The sequence below is a fragment of the Roseibium album genome (genome assembly GCF_965233825.1).
Classification (GTDB): domain Bacteria; phylum Pseudomonadota; class Alphaproteobacteria; order Rhizobiales; family Stappiaceae; genus Roseibium; species Roseibium album.
In genome coordinates this window covers 1,585,167-1,604,003 of the sequence record NZ_OZ247583.1, presented here as the reverse complement: position 1 = coordinate 1,604,003, position 18,837 = coordinate 1,585,167, and the positions used below count along the sequence as shown (strand labels likewise).

The 18,837-nt window shown below is 56.3% G+C and carries 14 protein-coding genes; 11 read left to right on the top strand and 3 right to left on the bottom strand.

Translation table 11 applies throughout. From position 1 onward, the window contains the following. Positions 1-581: 581 nt before the first annotated feature. Both ACO6TI_RS07485 and ACO6TI_RS07480 read left to right on the top strand, forming a co-directional pair. Entirely contained in the window at positions 582-2,369 is a 1,788-nt protein-coding gene (locus tag ACO6TI_RS07485; RefSeq protein WP_422384657.1) for an ethylbenzene dehydrogenase-related protein, read from the top strand. A gap of 29 nt (positions 2,370-2,398) precedes the next feature. Beyond that, positions 2,399-3,415, top strand: coding sequence for a 2Fe-2S iron-sulfur cluster-binding protein (locus ACO6TI_RS07480; RefSeq protein WP_055391528.1), 1,017 nt, complete (start codon positions 2,399-2,401; stop codon positions 3,413-3,415). 93 nt (positions 3,416-3,508) lie between these two features. Here the strand turns inward: ACO6TI_RS07480 and ACO6TI_RS07475 are convergent, their stop codons facing one another. The 3 genes from ACO6TI_RS07475 to ACO6TI_RS07465 all read right to left on the bottom strand — a co-directional run bounded on the left by ACO6TI_RS07475 (position 3,509) and on the right by ACO6TI_RS07465 (position 8,644). Further along, complete coding sequence (locus ACO6TI_RS07475) at positions 3,509-6,400, bottom strand: EAL domain-containing protein (protein ID WP_104704386.1); 2,892 nt, start codon at positions 6,398-6,400, stop codon at positions 3,509-3,511. 14 nt (positions 6,401-6,414) lie between these two features. Continuing rightward, complete coding sequence (locus tag ACO6TI_RS07470; protein ID WP_055391576.1) at positions 6,415-7,218, bottom strand: PstS family phosphate ABC transporter substrate-binding protein; 804 nt, start codon at positions 7,216-7,218, stop codon at positions 6,415-6,417. A 397-nt stretch (positions 7,219-7,615) separates the two neighbouring features. After that, on the bottom strand, positions 7,616-8,644 hold the full coding sequence (locus ACO6TI_RS07465) for a LacI family DNA-binding transcriptional regulator (RefSeq protein ID WP_104704385.1): 1,029 nt from the start codon (positions 8,642-8,644) through the stop codon (positions 7,616-7,618). Positions 8,645-8,828: 184 nt separating this feature from the next. On the opposite strand from ACO6TI_RS07465, the gene ACO6TI_RS07460 reads away from it, so the two are divergent. The 9 genes from ACO6TI_RS07460 (at position 8,829) to ACO6TI_RS07420 (ending at position 18,785) form a co-directional block, all read left to right on the top strand. After that, complete coding sequence (locus tag ACO6TI_RS07460; RefSeq protein ID WP_055391531.1) at positions 8,829-10,061, top strand: ABC transporter substrate-binding protein; 1,233 nt, start codon at positions 8,829-8,831, stop codon at positions 10,059-10,061. A gap of 135 nt (positions 10,062-10,196) precedes the next feature. Beyond that, entirely contained in the window at positions 10,197-11,090 is an 894-nt protein-coding gene (locus ACO6TI_RS07455) for a carbohydrate ABC transporter permease (protein ID WP_055391532.1), read from the top strand. 49 nt (positions 11,091-11,139) lie between these two features. After that, the gene (locus ACO6TI_RS07450) at positions 11,140-12,021 is read left to right on the top strand and encodes a carbohydrate ABC transporter permease (protein WP_051644930.1); all 882 of its coding nucleotides are present in this window, start codon (positions 11,140-11,142) and stop codon (positions 12,019-12,021) included. A gap of 11 nt (positions 12,022-12,032) precedes the next feature. Further along, a complete protein-coding gene (locus ACO6TI_RS07445; RefSeq protein WP_422384656.1) occupies positions 12,033-13,127 on the top strand; it encodes an ABC transporter ATP-binding protein in 1,095 nt (364 codons plus the stop codon). A gap of 31 nt (positions 13,128-13,158) precedes the next feature. Further along, entirely contained in the window at positions 13,159-13,905 is a 747-nt protein-coding gene (locus ACO6TI_RS07440) for a sugar phosphate isomerase/epimerase family protein (protein WP_422384655.1), read from the top strand. A 9-nt stretch (positions 13,906-13,914) separates the two neighbouring features. Continuing rightward, positions 13,915-15,051 carry a Gfo/Idh/MocA family protein gene (locus ACO6TI_RS07435; RefSeq protein WP_422384654.1) on the top strand — a complete coding sequence of 379 codons (1,137 nt, stop codon included), beginning with the start codon at positions 13,915-13,917 and terminating at the stop codon, positions 15,049-15,051. After that, positions 15,048-16,091, top strand: a complete 1,044-nt coding sequence (gene mgrA / locus ACO6TI_RS07430) for an L-glyceraldehyde 3-phosphate reductase (protein ID WP_196915722.1) — start codon at positions 15,048-15,050, stop codon at positions 16,089-16,091. The genes ACO6TI_RS07435 and mgrA overlap by 4 nt, the downstream gene beginning before the upstream one ends. Beyond that, positions 16,082-17,683, top strand: coding sequence for a glycoside hydrolase family 43 protein (locus ACO6TI_RS07425; RefSeq protein WP_422385302.1), 1,602 nt, complete (start codon positions 16,082-16,084; stop codon positions 17,681-17,683). Before mgrA ends, ACO6TI_RS07425 begins: the two co-directional genes overlap by 10 nt. A 46-nt stretch (positions 17,684-17,729) precedes the next feature. Then, on the top strand, positions 17,730-18,785 hold the full coding sequence (locus tag ACO6TI_RS07420) for a TIM barrel protein (protein ID WP_196878085.1): 1,056 nt from the start codon (positions 17,730-17,732) through the stop codon (positions 18,783-18,785). Positions 18,786-18,837: the final 52 nt, after the last annotated feature.

Below are 18,837 nucleotides of genomic sequence, written 5' to 3'. Positions count from 1 at the left end.
AACGATGAGTTCGCCGCTACGCCAATTTCAACAGCAGCGATGTTAAAAGGGGAATTGTTACGCGCATATGACCTGAATCATTTCCTGCAAAATCTTAAAAACGCGACGTCGCATCATTGGACCGGGCAGAAACGATCTCCAGGCCGGACACACCTCATTGCGTTCCGAGCGGCTTCGCGAACCAGTTCGGCAGTGCCGTGTCAGCGACACGGGGAATACAGAATCCACCGTGGCAGTCCCGGACAGGTTAAACTGGTCATATTGTTATTAGTTACGAGCGCAGCTGGAAATGAGACACGCATAAAAGAGTCCATGTTAAAATGGACAACAAAAAAGCCAAATCAGCTTCACAACCCGCTGTACAATTAACAGTTATATTCGCATGCTAGTGAATTTTGCGCAGGCACAATGAATTCATTAATTTACTCACACTTACATATTTTGACATTTGTTCATTTTTTTATTTATTTTTGCGATGAAATCATGTTTTTTTAACTTAGAAAATTTAAACCCTGTTAATATTTCGCGCACGAATCAGAATCTGATTTTGTTTCGTTGAATCGCTACGCGTGGAGAGAAACTTGACGGACCAAGTGACAGATCACACCCTTGAACTCACTCCTCCACCGAACTCGCAAGACCGCACTACGCCGGGCTCCAGACATAGCAGCTCCAGGAGGGCATCGGGATCACCCGACGCGCCGAAGGCGCCCGTTCGGAGCGACCTTGGAACAATCCTTCTCCACTGGACATTGGTGATCGCAATCGTCACCAGCCTGGTTACAGGGCTCAGACTGTCTTCGGATGCAGAGGGATCCTGGTTTGCCAAGCTTTTCGAACCTATCCTGCCGCAAGGTGAAATCTGGACATGGCACTACGTGTCCGCGGTCTTCGTACTGGCACTCATTTTTGCCTATGCCGCCTATATGTCTGCCGCGCGGCTGAAACGCCGCATTTCATCCAAGAAAATCGTCGTGCTGTCGCTGCCGGCCAGCAACAAATTGCGGATCGCGGCTATCAACGTCATCGCCTACTGGATCCTGTTCGCCGCTATTGTTGTTCTTTCTGTGACGGGGGTTCTGCTTTTTCTAGGTCATGGCGGCCTTTGGGTCACTGTTCACTACGTCTCGGCACTTACTGTGCTGACCTACATCGTTGCGCATGTCGGGCTGCACTACTTCTATGGCGGTGTCGCTCAATTGCTTCGCCTGTTCAGGCCGCAATCGCTGCGTCAGTTTCCGGGCATGAGCCGCTATCCGCTGTTGAAGTCGGCAGCCCTCGGCGGCGTGGTCATCGCCGGTGCCGTTGCTCTCGATTTCGGTACGCGCAGCGACCTGTTCGTTTCCCAGGCATCGGTTCTCCCCAAACTGGATGGTGTGCTTGACGACGCGACCTGGCAAGGAGCACGGCCCGTTTTTGTGCGAACCCATCAAGGTTCCAACTTGAACGGTACAGGCGAGTCCACGGTTGAGGTCCGTGCTGCCCAGGTCGGCGACCAGATTGCGTTTGCATTCCGCTGGGAGGATGGCAACCGGTCCTTGAAGCGGCACCCCATCATCAAGACGGAAGAGGGGTGGCGCATGCTCAACAACCGGGCCGACATCTCCGACGAAACGGCGTATTACGAGGACAAGTTTTCCGTCGCCTTTTCCAGAACCGACGCATTCGGCGGCGGCGATTCCACACACATGGGACCAAGACCCCTCGGCGACAAGCCGGCCGCACTCCACGGCCGCGGACTGCACTACACGACCGACGGCAGCCTGATGGACGTCTGGCAATGGAAAGCCGCCCGCGGTGGCATGCTGGGCAAGGTTGATGACATGTGGTTCGGAACGCCGCTTGAGCCCGATGAAGCGCAGGCTGCCGGCAAGAAGCGCTACAGTGCCGGCTATGCCGCAGACGAAGGCAAGTCGTTCTACGTCTACAATTACAAGAAACAACCGGGATCCGACTATGAGGGCACCGTGAACGTTTTGCGTCTTCCTGCCGACCATGTGAGAACGGCTGCCCTGATGGGCAATCTCGACATGTCTGTCGAGGCAACCGATGATGCCGGATCGCAATGGTGGATGTTCGATGCCGAAAGCGTCCCGTATTCAGCAGAGAAGGACGCGGACATTCCGGTCGGAACGGTTATTCCGGGTGTCCTTATCACGGGAGAATATCTTGGCAGCCGCGCAGACCTGAACGGCGGTGCCAAATGGCAGGACGGCTATTGGACCCTTGAGGTCATTCGCGACATGGACACCGGCAACCACCAGGACCTTCCCATGGAAGACGGTCTTTATGTCTGGCTGTCCGTTTTCGATCACAATCAAACACGCCACACGCGACACTCGCGCCCAGTGCGCTTGACTTTCAACTGATACAGCCAAGGCCAGTACGGACAAACCCAATGTCGAAGAGCACCTGTACCGTCACGATCAACGGAAAAAAGATCAAGGCAAATGTCGGGGACACACTGATTGACGCAGGCCTTGGAGGAAGACTGGTCCTGCCGCATGATTGTTGTTCGGGCCAATGCGAAACCTGCCGTGTGCGCGTGCTCGACGGACAGGTCGATTCCCTGGGAACCGACGAGAAGAATACCGTACTCGGGTGCCTGGCGGTACTGGAAGGAGATGCCGAAATCTCCTACGACCCCGTGCCGATCGTCAAAACCATCAAGGGAACTGTCGAGAGCATCCAGAAAATCAAGGATGACTATCTCGAGGTTCGTGTGAGAACCGTCAAACCCGTTACCTGGTTGCCGGGACAATATCTGCGTGCAACCTTTTCCGGTTTTCCGGCAAGAGACTACAGTCCGACAACACCGCTCAATCTCGATGCGGAACAGGATGTGATCGTCTTTCACATCAAGGTCTATCCGAACAGCGTCGTCTCCTCGAAGCTCGGTTCCGAAATCGCCAAGGGCCACAGCGTCAAGCTGCGCGGGCCGTTCGGAAACGGCTTCCTGCGCAGACAGCCCGAGCCAATCGTCCTGACATCGACCGGAACAGGGTTTGCCCCCATATGGGCAATCGCGGTCGCGGCGATTCTCGGTCAGCCGGAGCGGGACATCAGGCTTGTCGTCGGCGCCAGAACCAAGGACGGCCTTTACATGCGTGACGCCATACGCTGGCTGCGGAACCGTGGCGTGTCCGTGACGCTGACCGCAAGTGATGGCGATGACGAAACCATCTTGACGGCCAGGCCTTGTGAACTGCTCGGCGAGCTGACAGAAGACCACGTCATCTATTCGGCAGGCGCCCCGTCTCACGTGGAAGCAACACGGGAGGTCGCACGGCAGGCAGGCGCGACCTTCTACGCAGATCCATTTTTTGTCGCGGAGGAAAGCAGCGGGCTGAAAATGCTTGCGTCGGCCCTGCTGCGCAAAGCGAGAACGCCGTTTGCAACGGCCGCCGCCAGTTGATCTCTTTCTGATTCTTTGTCGCAAGCTGGCAGGGGAATCCCTGTCAGCTGAAAACTGGTACGCGATGTTCCGGTTGAACTTGTCCGGGCGCGGTTACTGCGCTGCGGCAGTTATCGGTCCCTGACATTCGAAAAGCAAATCGTCCATCTGGGAAACCGGCATCGGATGACCGAGGAAATATCCCTGGGCGTCCGTGCATCCGATATCCTTCAACATCTCCAGAAGCAACTCGGTTTCCACACCTTCGGCGGTCGTCGTCATGTCCAGGTTCTTGGCCAGATCAATGACCGCCTTGACGATCGAAACCGACTCGTCCGAATAGGCCATCGAACGGACAAATGACTGATCGATCTTGATCTTGTCGAAGGGGAAGCGGCGCAGGTAACTCAGCGACGAATATCCGGTCCCGAAATCGTCCATCGACACCTTGACACCGAGCGCTTTGGCCTGGTGCAGCGCATCCAGAATATCGTCGGACTCGATGAGAAGAACGCTCTCGGTGACTTCGAGTTCCAGCCGGTCGGCCCGGAGTTCGGATCTGGCAAGTGCTCCAATCAGCACCGGTCCGAAGCCGTGACCCCGCAACTGGCGCGGTGACAGATTGACCGCTATGCGAAGATGGTCGGGCCAACTCGCCGCCCGCCGGCAGGCTTCGTTCAGGACCCATTCTCCCAGCGGAACGATCAGACCGGTGTCTTCCGCAAGAGGTATGAATTCCATTGGCGGCACCATGCCGCGTTTCGGGTGGTTCCAGCGTACGAGCGCCTCAAACCCTGTCACGGCATTGGTTTCGAGCGAATATTGCGGCTGAAAATAGAGTTCCAGTTCCGAATTTGCGATCGCGTGCCTCAGATCGGTGATCAGTTCCCTGCGTTCGCTGACTGCAGTTCCCATGTCCGTTTCAAAGAACCGGTGGGTGTTGCGTCCGTCCTCTTTTGCCTGGTAGAGCGCAAGGTCGGCCTGCTTGAACAGTTCGTCACCGACAACGTCATTGCCCTTGGAAACGGAAATTCCGATGCTGACACCGATAACGATCTCGTGATCCGCAATCTTGAATGGCTTGGACAATTCCCAGATGACGGATTGTGCGAGTTCGTCAACCGCGTAGAGGTCAGCCGGCAGATCGGACAGGATAGCAAACTCGTCCCCCCCCAGACGGACGACCAATTCCCTCTCACTGATCAGGTCCTTCAGGCGATCGGCAACCTGGCGCAACAATTCGTCGCCAATCGGATGACCGAGCGAGTCGTTGACCGTTTTGAATTCGTCCAGGTCCAGGCACAGAATTGCGAATTCACCGCCTTGAGATTTTTGCCGCTTCAGCAAAGCCTCGAGCTGATCCCTGAATTCTATCCTGTTGGGCAATTGCGTCAGCATGTCGTGGCGCGCAAGGAATGCCAGCCTGTCGCGCGCTTCCTGCCGCTCGGTAATGTCTTCCGAAATCGCGACCCAGCCGCCATCGCAAAGCGGTTGCCTGGTCGTCAGGACGATCCTGCCGGATTCGATGCGAACCATTTCCGTGCTTTGCGGACCAGCCTTCGAACGCATCAGCGGAAATTTCATTTCCACGCCTACCGGCACATCGGTTTCAACAACGTCAACCTTGAGAACCGCTGCAATTTCTGCTGCGGTCATTCCCGGTTTCACCGCGTCCTGATCCAGCTCGAACAGCTCGTTGTATCGCTGGTTTGAAACAATCAGTTTGCCTTTCGCGTCGAACATGCACAGCCCGTGCGACATGTTGTTCAACGCAGCGTCGAACAGGACATTCTGCTCGCGGAGCTTGGCTTCCTGAGACTTCAATATCGTGTTTTTCTCGTGAACCCTGACACGTAGCGCATCGCGTTCCTTGACCGACCTTTGAAGCGATACAACGGATCTGGCAATGTCTCCGACCTCGTCGAGACGTTCCGTGCCGACCACCCTGTTTTCAAAGTCACCGGCGGCAATTCCCGACAGGACCCTGGTGATCGTGGTCAAAGGGCGCGTGATCTGGCGCGACAGGAGAAAGGCAACACCTGCAAAAGCGACAAGGGCAAGAAGACCGAACAGAAACAGCCGCTTCAGAAGCTTGGTTTCTTCTTCCACGCCAATTTTGGTGAGTTCGTTCTGTGTCTCCGTCAACTGCTCAATCGGCAACAAGGCGCAGATCGTGACCGGTGTGATCGGCATTCCGCACTTGATCACGTGGCTGCCGTTCAGCGTGATATTTGGTGTTTCGGGAGAGACCTCGATCGCAGAAAGCGGTCCGTCGAAACTGGCTCTGGAGATAATCTTGCCGTCATAGACGATTGCCAGACCGAACGAATTGATATCGGTCAGTCCCGCAAGCATCGGTTCTTCTTCACGAAGCCAGCGTTGAGCCAGCAATCCGCCGACCACGTATCCGAATTCGTCGAAGACCGGGACAAAAATCACCTGCGAAACCGCATTCACATTCTTTTCAGGAACAAAAACCTGCGATTCTGTCTCTGGCAGAACGCTTGAAAAAGTGATGACTTCGCCGGGAATACTTTCATACAGGGACCGGGAGATGTCTTCAATGAAGCTGTAATTGGATATCCCGGCTCCGAGAGCAACCAGATCGGCCTCGTAGGACGACGCTCCGATGACCCTGCCCTCTTCATCCAGAACCACAATGCCATCGATATCATCCAACTCTGCCAACGGCCCGAGCAACTCGGACATGGCAACATTGTTCCGCGATTCTATCGCCTTGACGATATTGGGGTCCGCGGCAATTGCACTGACGCGGCGAAGCCTGTCTTCAAAGAGAAGCTCGAGCCTTTTTCCGGCAAGCTTCACATCCGCGGTCAGGGTTTCGAGCAGTCGGGATTGTGACAGCTTCAATAGCTCCGTTTGCTGCCGGGCCATGCTGTCTTCCAACTGATACGCGACAAGCCCGATCAAACCTGCAAACGCACATAGCGCTGTGAAAACAGCGCCATATGTATAGTTCCAGAGGAGTGACGAGTGACGTATCATGTTTGCTCAGAGCACTAGTTGGTTGTCGGAACGCCACCGAAATTTTCGATCAGTTCGCGAGCCTTGTCCGAATGGCTGTAGTCGACGAAGGCCTCCATCTGTGAGTCCATCGTTCCGTCCTTGTAGATCAACGCCAGGGTCACCGCGCTCGGATAGTTGTCGTCAGTCGGATGATTACCGTCGATTTTCAGAACGGACAATCCTTCTTCCAACGTCCGAGAATAGGGACCAAAAGCGATTGCGCCCTCAACGCTTCTGGCGGTATTGATCGCGTCCTGCGTCGTGACAGCCGTCTTTGATCGCGGCGAGAATTCCAGATCATTCCAGCCAGGCATGGAAGCGCGCAACACCTGCAAGGTACTGTCGGCGTCTTCACGCCTCACGAGCTTGACGCGCAAGTCAGCACCGCCGAGTTCGGACCAATTCCTGATCTTGCCAGAATACACTTTCACGAGATCTTCGCTCGACAAGGCCATGATACCGGTCGAAGGATGCGCGAATATGGCACTCGGTATTTTTGCAATCGGCAAGTAAACCAGACCAAACTCGACTTCGCTTTCCTTGAGCGGACGGGCAACCCGTCCCAGCCTCTCCGCACCTGAGCTCACGGCGGCGATACCGCCACCCGATCCGATGCTGGGGGGAATTGAAAGTTCGATGTCGGGATGCTGCGAAGAAAAGCCTTCGCCAATTTCCCGAAGCATTTCAAGGCCATCTCCGGTTCCAACGACGTTCAGTCCGGAATCCGCTTCGACTTTTTCAATTTGAAAGACCATGAAGCTTAGCGACAACGCCAAGCTCAGCGCAAATATCCGCATTTCGACCACCCATGGTTATTTTGTCGATCAGAGTGCCTTCTTCAAGTTAATTAAAAACTAAAGTACCGATAAATTTTACAATTAACATGTTGTCATAATTAGTGAATGCAATAAATACGAAGCCCAATACAACTGCATCACAACTTAATAATGTAAAATATTGCCCATCGGTAATAATTTCCTATCGGGTGCTGCAAATTGCAATCAACTTCAACAGGGCAAAATTTGACAATGCGCCGATCGACCGAGAGTTTCTCCTTGTGGACTGACTGCACAAGCCGGGGAACACTTCCAAACCGCTCGGGTTTCAGATAACGGGGCCTATTCCACCCGTCCGTCGTTCCTTTTTCCTGACTTGCCGCAACCGGAGGCTGCTCCATCCCAAGGGCCAATCCGTTCATGCCATTGCAGTGCTGTGACGAACGATGAGTTCAACATCGACAATAACCGGGGTTTTCCTGTGACCATCCGCTGTAGATTGGGGATCGATACACTCCAGAAGCAGCGATGCCGCCCTGGTGCCGAGGGCGTGCCGGTCCTGACGGATGGTCGTCAGGGATGGAACGTAGAAGTCGGAAAGCTCGATGTCATCGAAACCTATGACAGATATGTCTTCCGGAACCCTGAGCCCCCTGGCTGTCAGAGTGGACATCAGTCCGAAGGCGACTTGATCCGACGCACAGAACACGGCGGTGGGCCGGTTTTCCATACGGATGATTTCTTCTGCGGCCTCGCGTCCGGATTCCAGCGAGAAGTCGCCGCGGATAATCCATTCATCACGCGCCGGAAGCTCCAGCCTTCCCCGCTCGATCAGCATTCCCTCTCGTCTTGCATGTGTCAGAACGTTATCGAGCGGGCCGGTTACGTGAGCAATCTTCCGATGTCCAAGCTCGTAAAGGTGGCGAACCGCCAGTCGGGCGCCCTGGATATTGTCGCTTCGAACCGAGGGCAAATCGGTGTTTTGTACCCATTCACAGGCAAATACGATCCTGTCGGCAAGGCCGTTGTCCCGAAACTGCTGCAGGTCGTTTTCCGGCAATCCTCCATCCAGACAGATCATTCCGTCGATCTGGGAATCGAGAAAATAGTCGACCAGGGACTTGCCGGTGGCCACACGATCCATTGTATCGGCGATCAGAACAGAGGTGTCGTGGTCTCCCAATCGCGCGCTGATGCCGGCCAGGATGCGGGAAAAGAACGGATTCCCAAGATTTGGGACCAGTACAAGTACCGCCCCGGCCTGACGGGTTCTCAAGGTTCGCGCCGCCTTGTTGACCCGGTAGCCCGTTGCCCGTATCGCGGCAAAAACATTTTCGCGCGTTGCTTCTGCCAAAAGATCCGGAGTCGTCAACGCCCGGCTCACCGTCGCTGTTGATACACCTGCCTGTCTTGCAACATCGCGAATGCGTACGTTTTTCTGTACCAAGACCTTCTCCGGAGCGCTTGTTTTTCGCTTTATTCACATTCCGGGTTGACACAGAGCCGTTTCCCGCGAATGATAAATGTAATCGATTACACGAAGTATACAACAATATGTAATCGATTACAAAGCGCAAGAAACGCAACATCGTTAGGACATTCGAACAATCTGGGTTCGATGGGAGGACAACATGAAAGCATTACGCGTGGTTTTTGCCGCATCCACGGCCCTTTGTGCCGCGACAGCTGCACAGGCGACCGATCTTGAGGTGACACATTGGTGGACATCTGGCGGTGAAGCTGCAGCAGTTGCGGAATTCGCCAAGGCCTTTGACGCAACCGGAAACAAGTGGGTTGACGGAGCGATAGCAGGTTCCGGCGGCACCGCACGACCGATCATGATCAGCCGCATTACAGGTGGCGATCCGATGGCGGCCACTCAATTCAACCATGGCCGGCAGGCTGAAGAACTCGTCGAGGCCGGTCTGATGCGCGACCTCACCGACATCGCGGAAGAAGGCAAATGGAAGGAAATCGTCTTTCCGTCATCCCTGCTCGACAGCTGCACACTTGATGGCAGAATCTACTGCGTGCCGGTCAACATTCACTCACCGCAATGGCTTTGGCTGAACAATTCAGCATTTGAGGACAATGGCCTGGCTGTTCCCACCAATTGGGACGAATTTGTCGCCGCTGCGCCCAAGCTTCAGGAAGCCGGTATCGTACCGCTGGCAATGGGTCAGCAGCCCTGGCAGACAACGCTGGCGTTCCAAACCCTGCTGACTGCGCTGGCGGGCCCGGAAACATACACAAAGGTATTCGGCGACAAGGATGCAGAGCTTGCTGCCGGCCCCGAGTTGACGAAAGTTTTCCAAGCCGCGGCGACAGCGCGGGATCTTGCCAAGGATTCCAATGTCCAGGCCTGGAACGATGCCACCAATCTGGTGATTACAGGCAAGGCTGGCGGACAGATCATGGGCGACTGGGCGCAGGGTGAGTTCCAGGTCGCCGAACAGGTCGCCGGCAAGGACTACACCTGTCTGCCAGGCCTCGGCGTCAACGAGGTAATTCAGACGGGCGGCGACGCATTCTACTTCCCGAAAGTCGACGACGAGGCCATTACCAAAGCGCAAGGCGAACTTGCCAAAGTGATGATCTCTCCAGAGACCCAGGTGGCATTCAACCTGAAAAAGGGCTCCCTTCCCGTTCGCGGAGATGTGGACCTTTCAGCGGCAAATGACTGTATGCGCAAGGGCCTGGACATTCTGGCCAAGGGCAACATCATTCCAGGCACTGACCAGCTGATGTCGGCAGACAGCAACCAGCAGGTCAACGATCTCTTTGTCGAGTTCTTCAACAACCCGGAAATGTCCGCTGAAGATGCACAGGCGCAGTTCGCGTCCATCATCAGCAGCGCCGACTGATCCCGGGGCGCTCCGCCGCCCGGACAGTCGTCGTCATGTCTCGCCCGGGCGGCGTCCTCCAGCCCTGCGCGCATTCCTGCGCGCAGGGTAAGCCGAGCGCGCGCCGAAAGACTTCTTCGACAAGGACACAGCAACATGGCCGCAGCAACGGGTCCAGCAAGATGGCACAGGAACCTGAGTGCCAAGATAGCCGCGATCCCCATGATCACGACCGCACTTGTTGTTTTCATAGGTGGAACAGCGTGGACGGTGCTCTACTCGTTCACCAGCTCGAAGCTTCTCCCCAAAGAGAAGTTCGTCGGCTTCGCACAGTACGAACGGTTGTGGAGCAGCAGCAAATGGCTGATATCCATTGAGAACCTTGCCATCTACGGTGCGTTCTCCCTGATCTTTTCCCTTCTTATCGGTTTTGTTCTGGCAGCTTTGCTCGACCAGAAGATCAGGTTCGAGGACACATTCCGAACGCTGCTGCTTTATCCCTTCGCCTTGAGTTTCATCGTCACCGGACTTGCATGGCAATGGATCCTCAATCCGGATTTCGGTATTCAGCAAGTCGTGCGTAATCTCGGGTGGGAAAACTTCTCCTTCGACCCGCTCTACAATCCCGACATCGTGATTTACGGCATCCTCATCGCCGGTCTTTGGCAAGGCACGGGACTGATCATGTGTCTCATGCTTGCCGGTCTGCGCGGTATCGACGAAGACATCTGGAAAGCTGCCAAGATCGACGGCATTCCGATGTGGAAGACCTACATCTTCATCATCATTCCGATGATGCGAGGCATCTTCATTACCGCCATCGTTCTGATCGCGTCAGGCATCATCAAGGTCTACGACCTGGTGGTCGCACAGACAGGTGGCGGGCCCGGCATCGCCTCTGAAGTTCCGGCAAAATATGTCTATGACGCCATGTTTCTGTCGCAGAACCTTGGACAGGGATTTGCCGCTTCGACCATGATGCTTCTTACGGTCATCGTGATCGTCGTTCCCTGGGCCTATCTCGAATTCGGAGGAAAACGCCGTGGGTAACGTGACCAGAGCCTCCGCTGACGTCCAGGTCTCCCCTGTCCCGCAAGAGATGACCGGACCTCGCGGACCGAAACCGCGCACCGTACTGTCGCGCCGGAACATAATGATCTACGGCACGCTGATCATGGTGTCGCTGTATTACATGCTGCCTCTTTACGTGATGATCGTGACGTCGCTGAAGGGCATGCCCGAAATCCGTCTTGGCAACATCTTCTCACCGCCTGTCGAGATCACCTTCCAACCCTGGGTGAAGGCCTGGGCGGAGGCCTGTACCGGGCTGAACTGTGACGGCCTTTCAAGAGGTTTCTTCAATTCCGTCAGGATCCTCATACCCTCTGTCCTGCTTTCCATCGCCATCGCGTCCGTCAATGGCTATGCACTTGCGAACTGGCGCTTCAAGGGTTCCGAAACCTTCTTCACAATCCTGATCGTCGGCGCGTTCATTCCCTATCAGGTGATGATTTACCCGATCGTCATCATGCTGCGGGAAGTCGGTCTTTACGGCAGCCTGACAGGCCTGGTTATCGTGCACACGATCTTCGGAATGCCGATCTTGACGCTGCTGTTCCGGAACTACTTCGCGTCCGTGCCGCAGGAACTGTTCAAGGCGGCCCGTGTCGACGGCGCCGGTTTCTGGGGCATCTATTTCCGGATCATGGTGCCCATGAGCCTGCCGATCTTCGTAGTCGCGATGATCCTGCAGGTGACCGGTATCTGGAACGATTTCCTGTTCGGTGTCATCTACACCAAGCCGGACCTCTATCCGATGACGGTTCAGCTCAACAACATCGTCAACTCGACACAGGGCGTGAAGGAATACAACGTCAACATGGCGGCAACGATCCTCACCGGCCTTGTTCCGCTCACCATCTATTTCATCTCCGGCAAACTCTTTGTCCGCGGCATTGCCGCCGGCGCCGTGAAAGGCTGAGGAGACGCTCCATGGAAACCAACCAAAGCATATCCATCAAGAACCTCGCCCTGAGCTTCGGGGCGCTCGATGTCCTGAAGGACCTCAACCTGGATGTCGGGCAGGGCGAATTCCTTGTCCTGCTCGGATCTTCCGGTTGCGGCAAATCCACCCTGCTCAACTGTATCGCCGGACTTCTCGATGTCTCGGACGGACAGATCTTTATCGGCGGGCGCAACGTGACCTGGGAAGAACCGTCCGAGCGCGGTATCGGCATGGTGTTTCAAAGCTATGCGCTTTATCCGCAGATGACGGTTGCCGGAAATCTCAGCTTCGGCCTCAAGAATGCCGGCCTGCCGAAAGCGGAAATCGAGGAACGGGTCAACCGGGCGGCAAAAGTCCTGCAGATCGAACCTCTCCTGAGCCGCAAGCCGGCGGCTCTATCCGGCGGCCAGCGCCAGAGAGCCGCGATCGGGCGGGCGCTGGTACGCGACGCGGATGTCTTTCTGTTTGACGAACCCCTGTCCAATCTCGACGCAAAGCTTCGTGCGGACCTGAGGGTCGAAATCAAGCAACTTCACCAGAAGCTCAGCAACACGATGATCTACGTCACCCATGACCAGATCGAAGCCATGACACTTGCCGACCGTATCGCCATCATGCGCGGCGGCCAGATCCTGCAGCTCGCTTCGCCGAACGAAATCTATAACCGGCCTGCCAACAAATATGTTGCCGAATTCATCGGCTCTCCCACCATGAACTTCTTTGAAGGTGACATCGTGGGTGGCGACGGTTTGAGATTTTCCACCGGTGACCAGTTCTTTCCGCTCGAAGGATACGAATTCCACAATGGTACACCCGTGCAGGGACCTGCCTGGTTCGGGATCCGCCCGGAACACATGGTTACCGGGGCCGAGGCGGACACCGCAGCTATCCGTCTGAACGGCAGCGCGGAACTGGTTGAACCTCTGGGTTCGGACACCCTTGCCCGTGTTGCCGTCGCCGGCCGCTCCCTGTGGGTTCGAATGGACGGACAGGCACTCGTGCGTGACGGAGACAGCGTGACTGTCGGCTTTGACCCTGCACGTGCCAATCTCTTCGACAAATCAAGTGAAAACCGCATCTGACAGAATACCCCCAACCTTCAGGACAACAGTCATGGACGTTTCATTTCAACTCTATTCCGCCCGCAATTTCTCACCGTGGGACAATGTGCTCAGTCATCTTTCCAACCTCGGATACACGCAGGTTGAGGGTTTTGGCGGCAATTATGAAGATGCCGCCGCTTTCAAGGCGCTTCTCGACAAGAATGGCCTGGCAATGCCTTCCGGGCATTTCTTCCCGCTCGAGCAATTCGAAGACGATCTCGGCACCGTGGTGGCGACCGCCAAAACGCTCGGCATGAAGCGATTGTTCTGTCCGGCCCTCCCCCCGGAACAACGGGTCGCCGACGCGGACGCCTGGACTTCTGTCGGGAAACGGCTTGAAAACATCGGCAAGCAGGTCCGCGACGCGGGATTGCGGTTCGGCTGGCACAATCACGACTTCGAGTTTGCTGCCTGTGCGGACGGTCGTCTTCCGATGGACATTCTTCTTCAAAATGCCCCTTCCATCGAATGGGAAGCGGATATCGCCTGGATCGTCAGGGGAGGACAGGACCCGCTCGCCTGGCTCGACCGGTATGCCGAGCGCATCACCACGGCTCACGTGAAGGATATTGCCCCTGAGGACGAGTGCATTGACGAGGATGGTTGGGCCGATGTCGGCTATGGCGTCATGGACTGGAAGACGCTCACTGCGGCCCTGCGCAACATCGATGTCGACCTGTTTGTCATGGAACACGACAACCCGTCGGACTTCGAACGCTTCGCCAGCCGCTCGATCGAGACATTTCAGAGATTCTAAGGACGAAAAATGACTGACAAACTTGGTATCGGCATCCTTGGATGCGGAAATATTTCGGCTGCCTATATGCGTCTGGCGCCCCTGTTCCGGGGCATTGAGGTGTGTGCGTGCGCCGATCTAAGCGACGACGCTGCAAAAGCGCGCGCCGAAGAATTCAACCTCAGGGCAGAAACCGTGGACGGCCTGTTGTCGGCAGACGATATCGACATCATCGTCAACCTGACTGTACCTGCCGCGCATTTCGAGGTGTCCAGGACAATTCTGGAAGCAGGCAAACACGTCTATTCCGAAAAACCATTCGTTCTGAGTGTCGAAGAAGGCCAGGCCCTTGCCACCCTTGCTGGGGAAAAAGGTCTGCGTGTCGGCTCCGCACCCGATACGTTTCTGGGTGGCGCACACCAGCTTGCCAGGCATCTGATCGACCAGGGCTCCGTTGGTGCCGTGACGTCCGGGACATGTTTCGTTCAAAGTCCGGGCATGGAGATGTGGCATCCGAATCCGGACTTCTTCTTCAAGCCCGGCGGAGGTCCGATCCTGGACCTGGGCCCCTATTACGTGTCCAATCTGGTTCAGCTGCTCGGGCCGGTCAAACGGGTCACCGCCATGTGCATGTCGGGATCGGACTACCGGACCATCACCTCAGAACCGCGACATGGTGAAAAGATCAAGGTCGAGACCCCGACAACAATCCACTCAATCCTGCAGTTCCATTCCGGTGCGCAAGTCACGTACTGCGCCAGTTGGGATGTCTGGCAGCATGGCCATTCCAACATGGAACTCTATGGACGGGACGGGACGATTCACGTTCCCGATCCGAATTTTTTCGGTGGTGAACTGCGCCTGACCGAAAAAGGCAGTTTCGTAACTGTTTCTGAAGACTGGAAACATCCGTTTTCGATTGCCAATGACGGCCCTCATGCGAACTACCGTGCGGCAGGGCTCGCGGATATGGCACTTGCAATCCTTCAAGGCCGCCCCCATCGGTGTTCGCTTGAATTCTCACTCCATGTCGTAGATGTGATGACATCCATACTCGCCTCTGGCGAGACAGGTGAGTACAAGGATATTCTCACCACATGCGACCGTCCCGAGGCCCTTGATCCCCAAGCGGCGAGGGACCTGTTGGCTCATTCGGAGACATTATGACCTGGCAAGCTGCGCAAGCACGTTACGATCACATGGAATATCGCCGCTGCGGAAAATCCGGCCTGAAACTGCCGGTGATCTCGCTCGGCCTCTGGCACAATTTCGGAGGCGACACGCCGCACGAACGCAAGCGTGACATCGCGCGAACCGCATTCGATCTCGGGATCACCCATTTCGACCTCGCAAACAATTATGGTCCGCCCCCCGGTTCTGCAGAAGAAGCCTTCGGCGACCTTATGCGAACCGATTTCGCCCCGTACCGGGATGAAATGATCATATCGTCCAAGGCCGGTTATGGCATGTGGGCCGGACCCTATGGCGAGTGGGGCAGCCGGAAATATCTGATTGCCTCTTGCGATCAGTCACTGAAGCGGATGGGTCTCGACTACGTCGACATCTTCTATTCCCACCGTTTCGATCCGGAGACGCCGCTCGAAGAGACAATGATGGCGCTCGATCACATCGTTCGCTCCGGACGCGCACTTTATGTCGGCATCTCGTCCTACAATTCCAAACGGACGCGGGAGGCCGCTGCAATCCTGAAGGAACTCGGCACGCCCTGCCTGATCCATCAACCCAGCTACTCGATGATCAACAGATGGGTGGAAGAGGACGGACTGCTCGATACTCTCGAGGATCTCGGTATCGGGTCCATTGCCTTTACGCCCCTGGCCCAGGGAATGCTGACCAGCAAATATCTGAAGGGCATTCCGGAGGGCAGCCGTGCAACCCAGGGAAAATCCCTGAAGAGTGAGTTTCTGACCGAAGAGACCCTGAACGCGATCCGGGCCCTGAATGCAATGGCAGAGCAGCGGGGACAAACGCTGGCGCAGATGGCGCTTGCATGGGTGCTGCGCAAAGGCCGGCTCACAACGGCTCTGATCGGTGCCAGCCGCGCCGAACAGGTGCGGGATTGCGCCGCCGTCGTCAAAAACATGGATTTCACCGAAGCGGAACTTCAGGAAATCGATGCCACGACGGTGGAAGGAAAAGTCAATCTGTGGGCCGCATCGTCAGAACGGGAAGGACCATCCCGCTGATGATCCGAAACCCGATCCTGCCAGGCTTCAACCCGGATCCGTCGATCTGCCGTGTTGGCGATGATTTTTACATCGCCACCTCGACGTTCGAGTGGTATCCGGGTGTCCAGATCCACCGGTCGACGGACCTGGTCAATTGGGATCTGACCTGCCGGCCGCTAAACCGGGCCAGCCAGCTTGATATGCGTGGCAACCCGGACAGCGGCGGGATCTGGGCGCCGTGCCTGAGTTATGCCGACGAGCGGTTCTGGCTGGTCTATACGGACGTCAAGCGGCTGGATGGAAACTTCAAGGACGCGCACAACTACGTTGTGAGCGCGCCGTCGATCGGAGGCCCCTGGAGTGATCCGAAATATCTCTCGTCACACGGGTTCGATCCTTCGCTCTTTCACGACGATGATGGACGCAAATGGTATCTCGTTCTGCAATGGAATCATGTGTCCAGCTCCGTTGGCGGCAAACCGGAAACCTCCGCCTTCGATGGCATCCTGCTGCAGGAATGGTCAGAAACCCGCGGATTGATCGGCCGGCCGAAAAAAATCTTCTCCGGCAGCTCACTGGGCCTGACAGAAGGTCCGCACCTTCATAAACGCAACGGCTGGTATTACCTGACCGTAGCCGAAGGCGGCACCGGCTACCAACATGCAGTCACCATGGCAAGAGCCCGGTCGATTGACGGCCCCTACGAGCTGCATCCGGCGACCCATCTTATCACCGCAAAAGACAATGCCGACTGGCCGCTGCAGCGGGCCGGGCACGGACAGATCGTCGAAACCGCTGACGGCCGGACCTATCACACGCATCTTTGCTCCCGTCCCCTGCCCGGCCGATATTCACCGCTTGGACGGGAAACCGCGATTCAGAAGTGTGTCTGGAGAGACGACTGGCTCTATCTCGCCGACGGCGGTCAACTTCCGCAAGCCGATGTCCCCGGCCTTGGTGAGACTATTGCCAAACCGCCGCAAAAACTTGAAAGAACCTTTGACGGCACGGAGCTTCCTCCGGAATTCCAGTGGTTGCGAACCCCTTTTCCGGAGCGCCTGTTTACGCTCACCGGGACGGCACTGCGCCTCACAGGACGCGAAAGCATCGGCAGCTGGTACGAGCAATCTCTTGTCGCACGCAGGCAAGAACACCTGCACTACCGGGCCGAAACCACTCTCTCCGCCTTCGAACCGGAGACCTATCAGCAGGCAGCCGGGCTTGCGACTTACTATAACCGTCACAAATTTCATTTTCTTGCCGTGAGCCGGAACCGGGAACTCGGGCGTTGTCTGACGTTGATGTCGTGTCCCGGCAGCTGGCCGGACGGGCGCATGGAATTTCCAGCGGAACACATTGCCATTGATGGCGGCCCTGTCGATCTTGCAGTCGAAGTCAATGGCACGGATCAACAGTTCTTCTGGCGCCAGGCGAGCGACTGGCGTTCTATCGGACCAACGCTTGATGCGCGTGTGATTTCAGACGAAGGTGGCCGCGGGGAACACGCTTCTTTCACCGGCGCTTTCGTGGGAATGCTTGCTTTCGACGTGACAGGCAGCGGCAGAACGGCCGACTTCACACATTTTTCTTATGAACCTGAAGGAACTTGACTGCGGCTATGCATCGCGCGTTCCTAACTGAAACCGGGAGGACCCAATGGCTGGACTGATCAAAGGACCTGCAATTTTTCTGGCGCAATTTGCCGGTGACGAAGCACCATTCAACAGCCTCCCGTCGATCGCGAAATGGGCAGCGGGTCTGGGATACAAGGGTGTTCAGATACCGACTTTCGACAGCCGCCTGTTCGACCTGAACAAGGCCGCGGAGAGCCAGGCCTATTGCGACGAGGTCAAAGGCATCTGTGCGGATGCAGGGGTCGAGATCACCGAACTCTCGACCCATTTGCAGGGCCAGCTGGTTGCCGTTCATCCGGCCTATGACCTTGCATTTGACGGCTTCGCCCCGGCGCACTTGCACGGCAATCCCGACGGGCGGCAGGAATGGGCGGTCGACCAGATGAAAAAGGCAGCAATTGCCAGTCGCAATCTCGGCCTCGACGCTTCCGTCAGCTTTACCGGCGCTCTGGCGTTTCCATATCTCTATCCCTGGCCACAGCGCCCGGCCGGTCTTGTCGAAGAGGCTTTCGCGGAACTTGCCAGACGGTGGAAACCGATCCTGGATGTCTATGAGGATCACGGGGTTGACGTCGGTTACGAAATTCACCCGGGCGAGGACGTATTCGACGGCGCAACTTTCGAAATGTTCCTCGATGCGCTTGGCGGTCACAAACGCTGCCAGATCAACTACGACCCGTCCCACTTCCTGCTTCAGCAGATGGACTATCTCGCCTTCATCGATATCTATCACGAGCGCATCTGCGCCTATCACGTGAAAGATGCCGAGTTCAATCCCGACGGACGCCAGGGTGTCTATTCGGGATATCAGAGCTGGATCAACCGTGCCGGACGCTTCCGCTCCCTCGGTGACGGACAAGTCGACTTTTCCGGCATTTTCTCCAAACTCGCACAATATGGCTACGAGAGCTGGGCGGTGCTGGAATGGGAATGCTGCCTGAAGTCACCCGAGCAGGGAGCAGCCGAAGGCGCCCCCTTCATTGAAAGCCACATCATTGAAGTGACCGACAAGGCCTTCGACGATTTCGCCGGTGGCGACACCGATCAGGAGCAGATCCGGAAAATGCTGGGCCTCTGATGATCAAGACCCGCACGGCGGGATCTTCGGTGGTCGAGAGCCCTGGACGCCT

Coding starts and splice junctions, on each gene's coding strand:
- ACO6TI_RS07450 (WP_051644930.1), top strand. CDS start 11,140: ATGACCGGACCTCGCGGACCGAAACCGCGCACCGTACTGTCGCGCCGG.
- ACO6TI_RS07440 (WP_422384655.1), top strand. CDS start 13,159: ATGGACGTTTCATTTCAACTCTATTCCGCCCGCAATTTCTCACCGTGG.
- ACO6TI_RS07435 (WP_422384654.1), top strand. CDS start 13,915: ATGACTGACAAACTTGGTATCGGCATCCTTGGATGCGGAAATATTTCG.
- ACO6TI_RS07460 (WP_055391531.1), top strand. CDS start 8,829: ATGAAAGCATTACGCGTGGTTTTTGCCGCATCCACGGCCCTTTGTGCC.
- ACO6TI_RS07455 (WP_055391532.1), top strand. CDS start 10,197: ATGGCCGCAGCAACGGGTCCAGCAAGATGGCACAGGAACCTGAGTGCC.
- ACO6TI_RS07480 (WP_055391528.1), top strand. CDS start 2,399: ATGTCGAAGAGCACCTGTACCGTCACGATCAACGGAAAAAAGATCAAG.
- ACO6TI_RS07475 (WP_104704386.1), bottom strand. CDS start 6,400: ATGATACGTCACTCGTCACTCCTCTGGAACTATACATATGGCGCTGTT.
- ACO6TI_RS07420 (WP_196878085.1), top strand. CDS start 17,730: ATGGCTGGACTGATCAAAGGACCTGCAATTTTTCTGGCGCAATTTGCC.
- ACO6TI_RS07445 (WP_422384656.1), top strand. CDS start 12,033: ATGGAAACCAACCAAAGCATATCCATCAAGAACCTCGCCCTGAGCTTC.
- mgrA (WP_196915722.1), top strand. CDS start 15,048: ATGACCTGGCAAGCTGCGCAAGCACGTTACGATCACATGGAATATCGC.
- ACO6TI_RS07470 (WP_055391576.1), bottom strand. CDS start 7,218: ATGCGGATATTTGCGCTGAGCTTGGCGTTGTCGCTAAGCTTCATGGTC.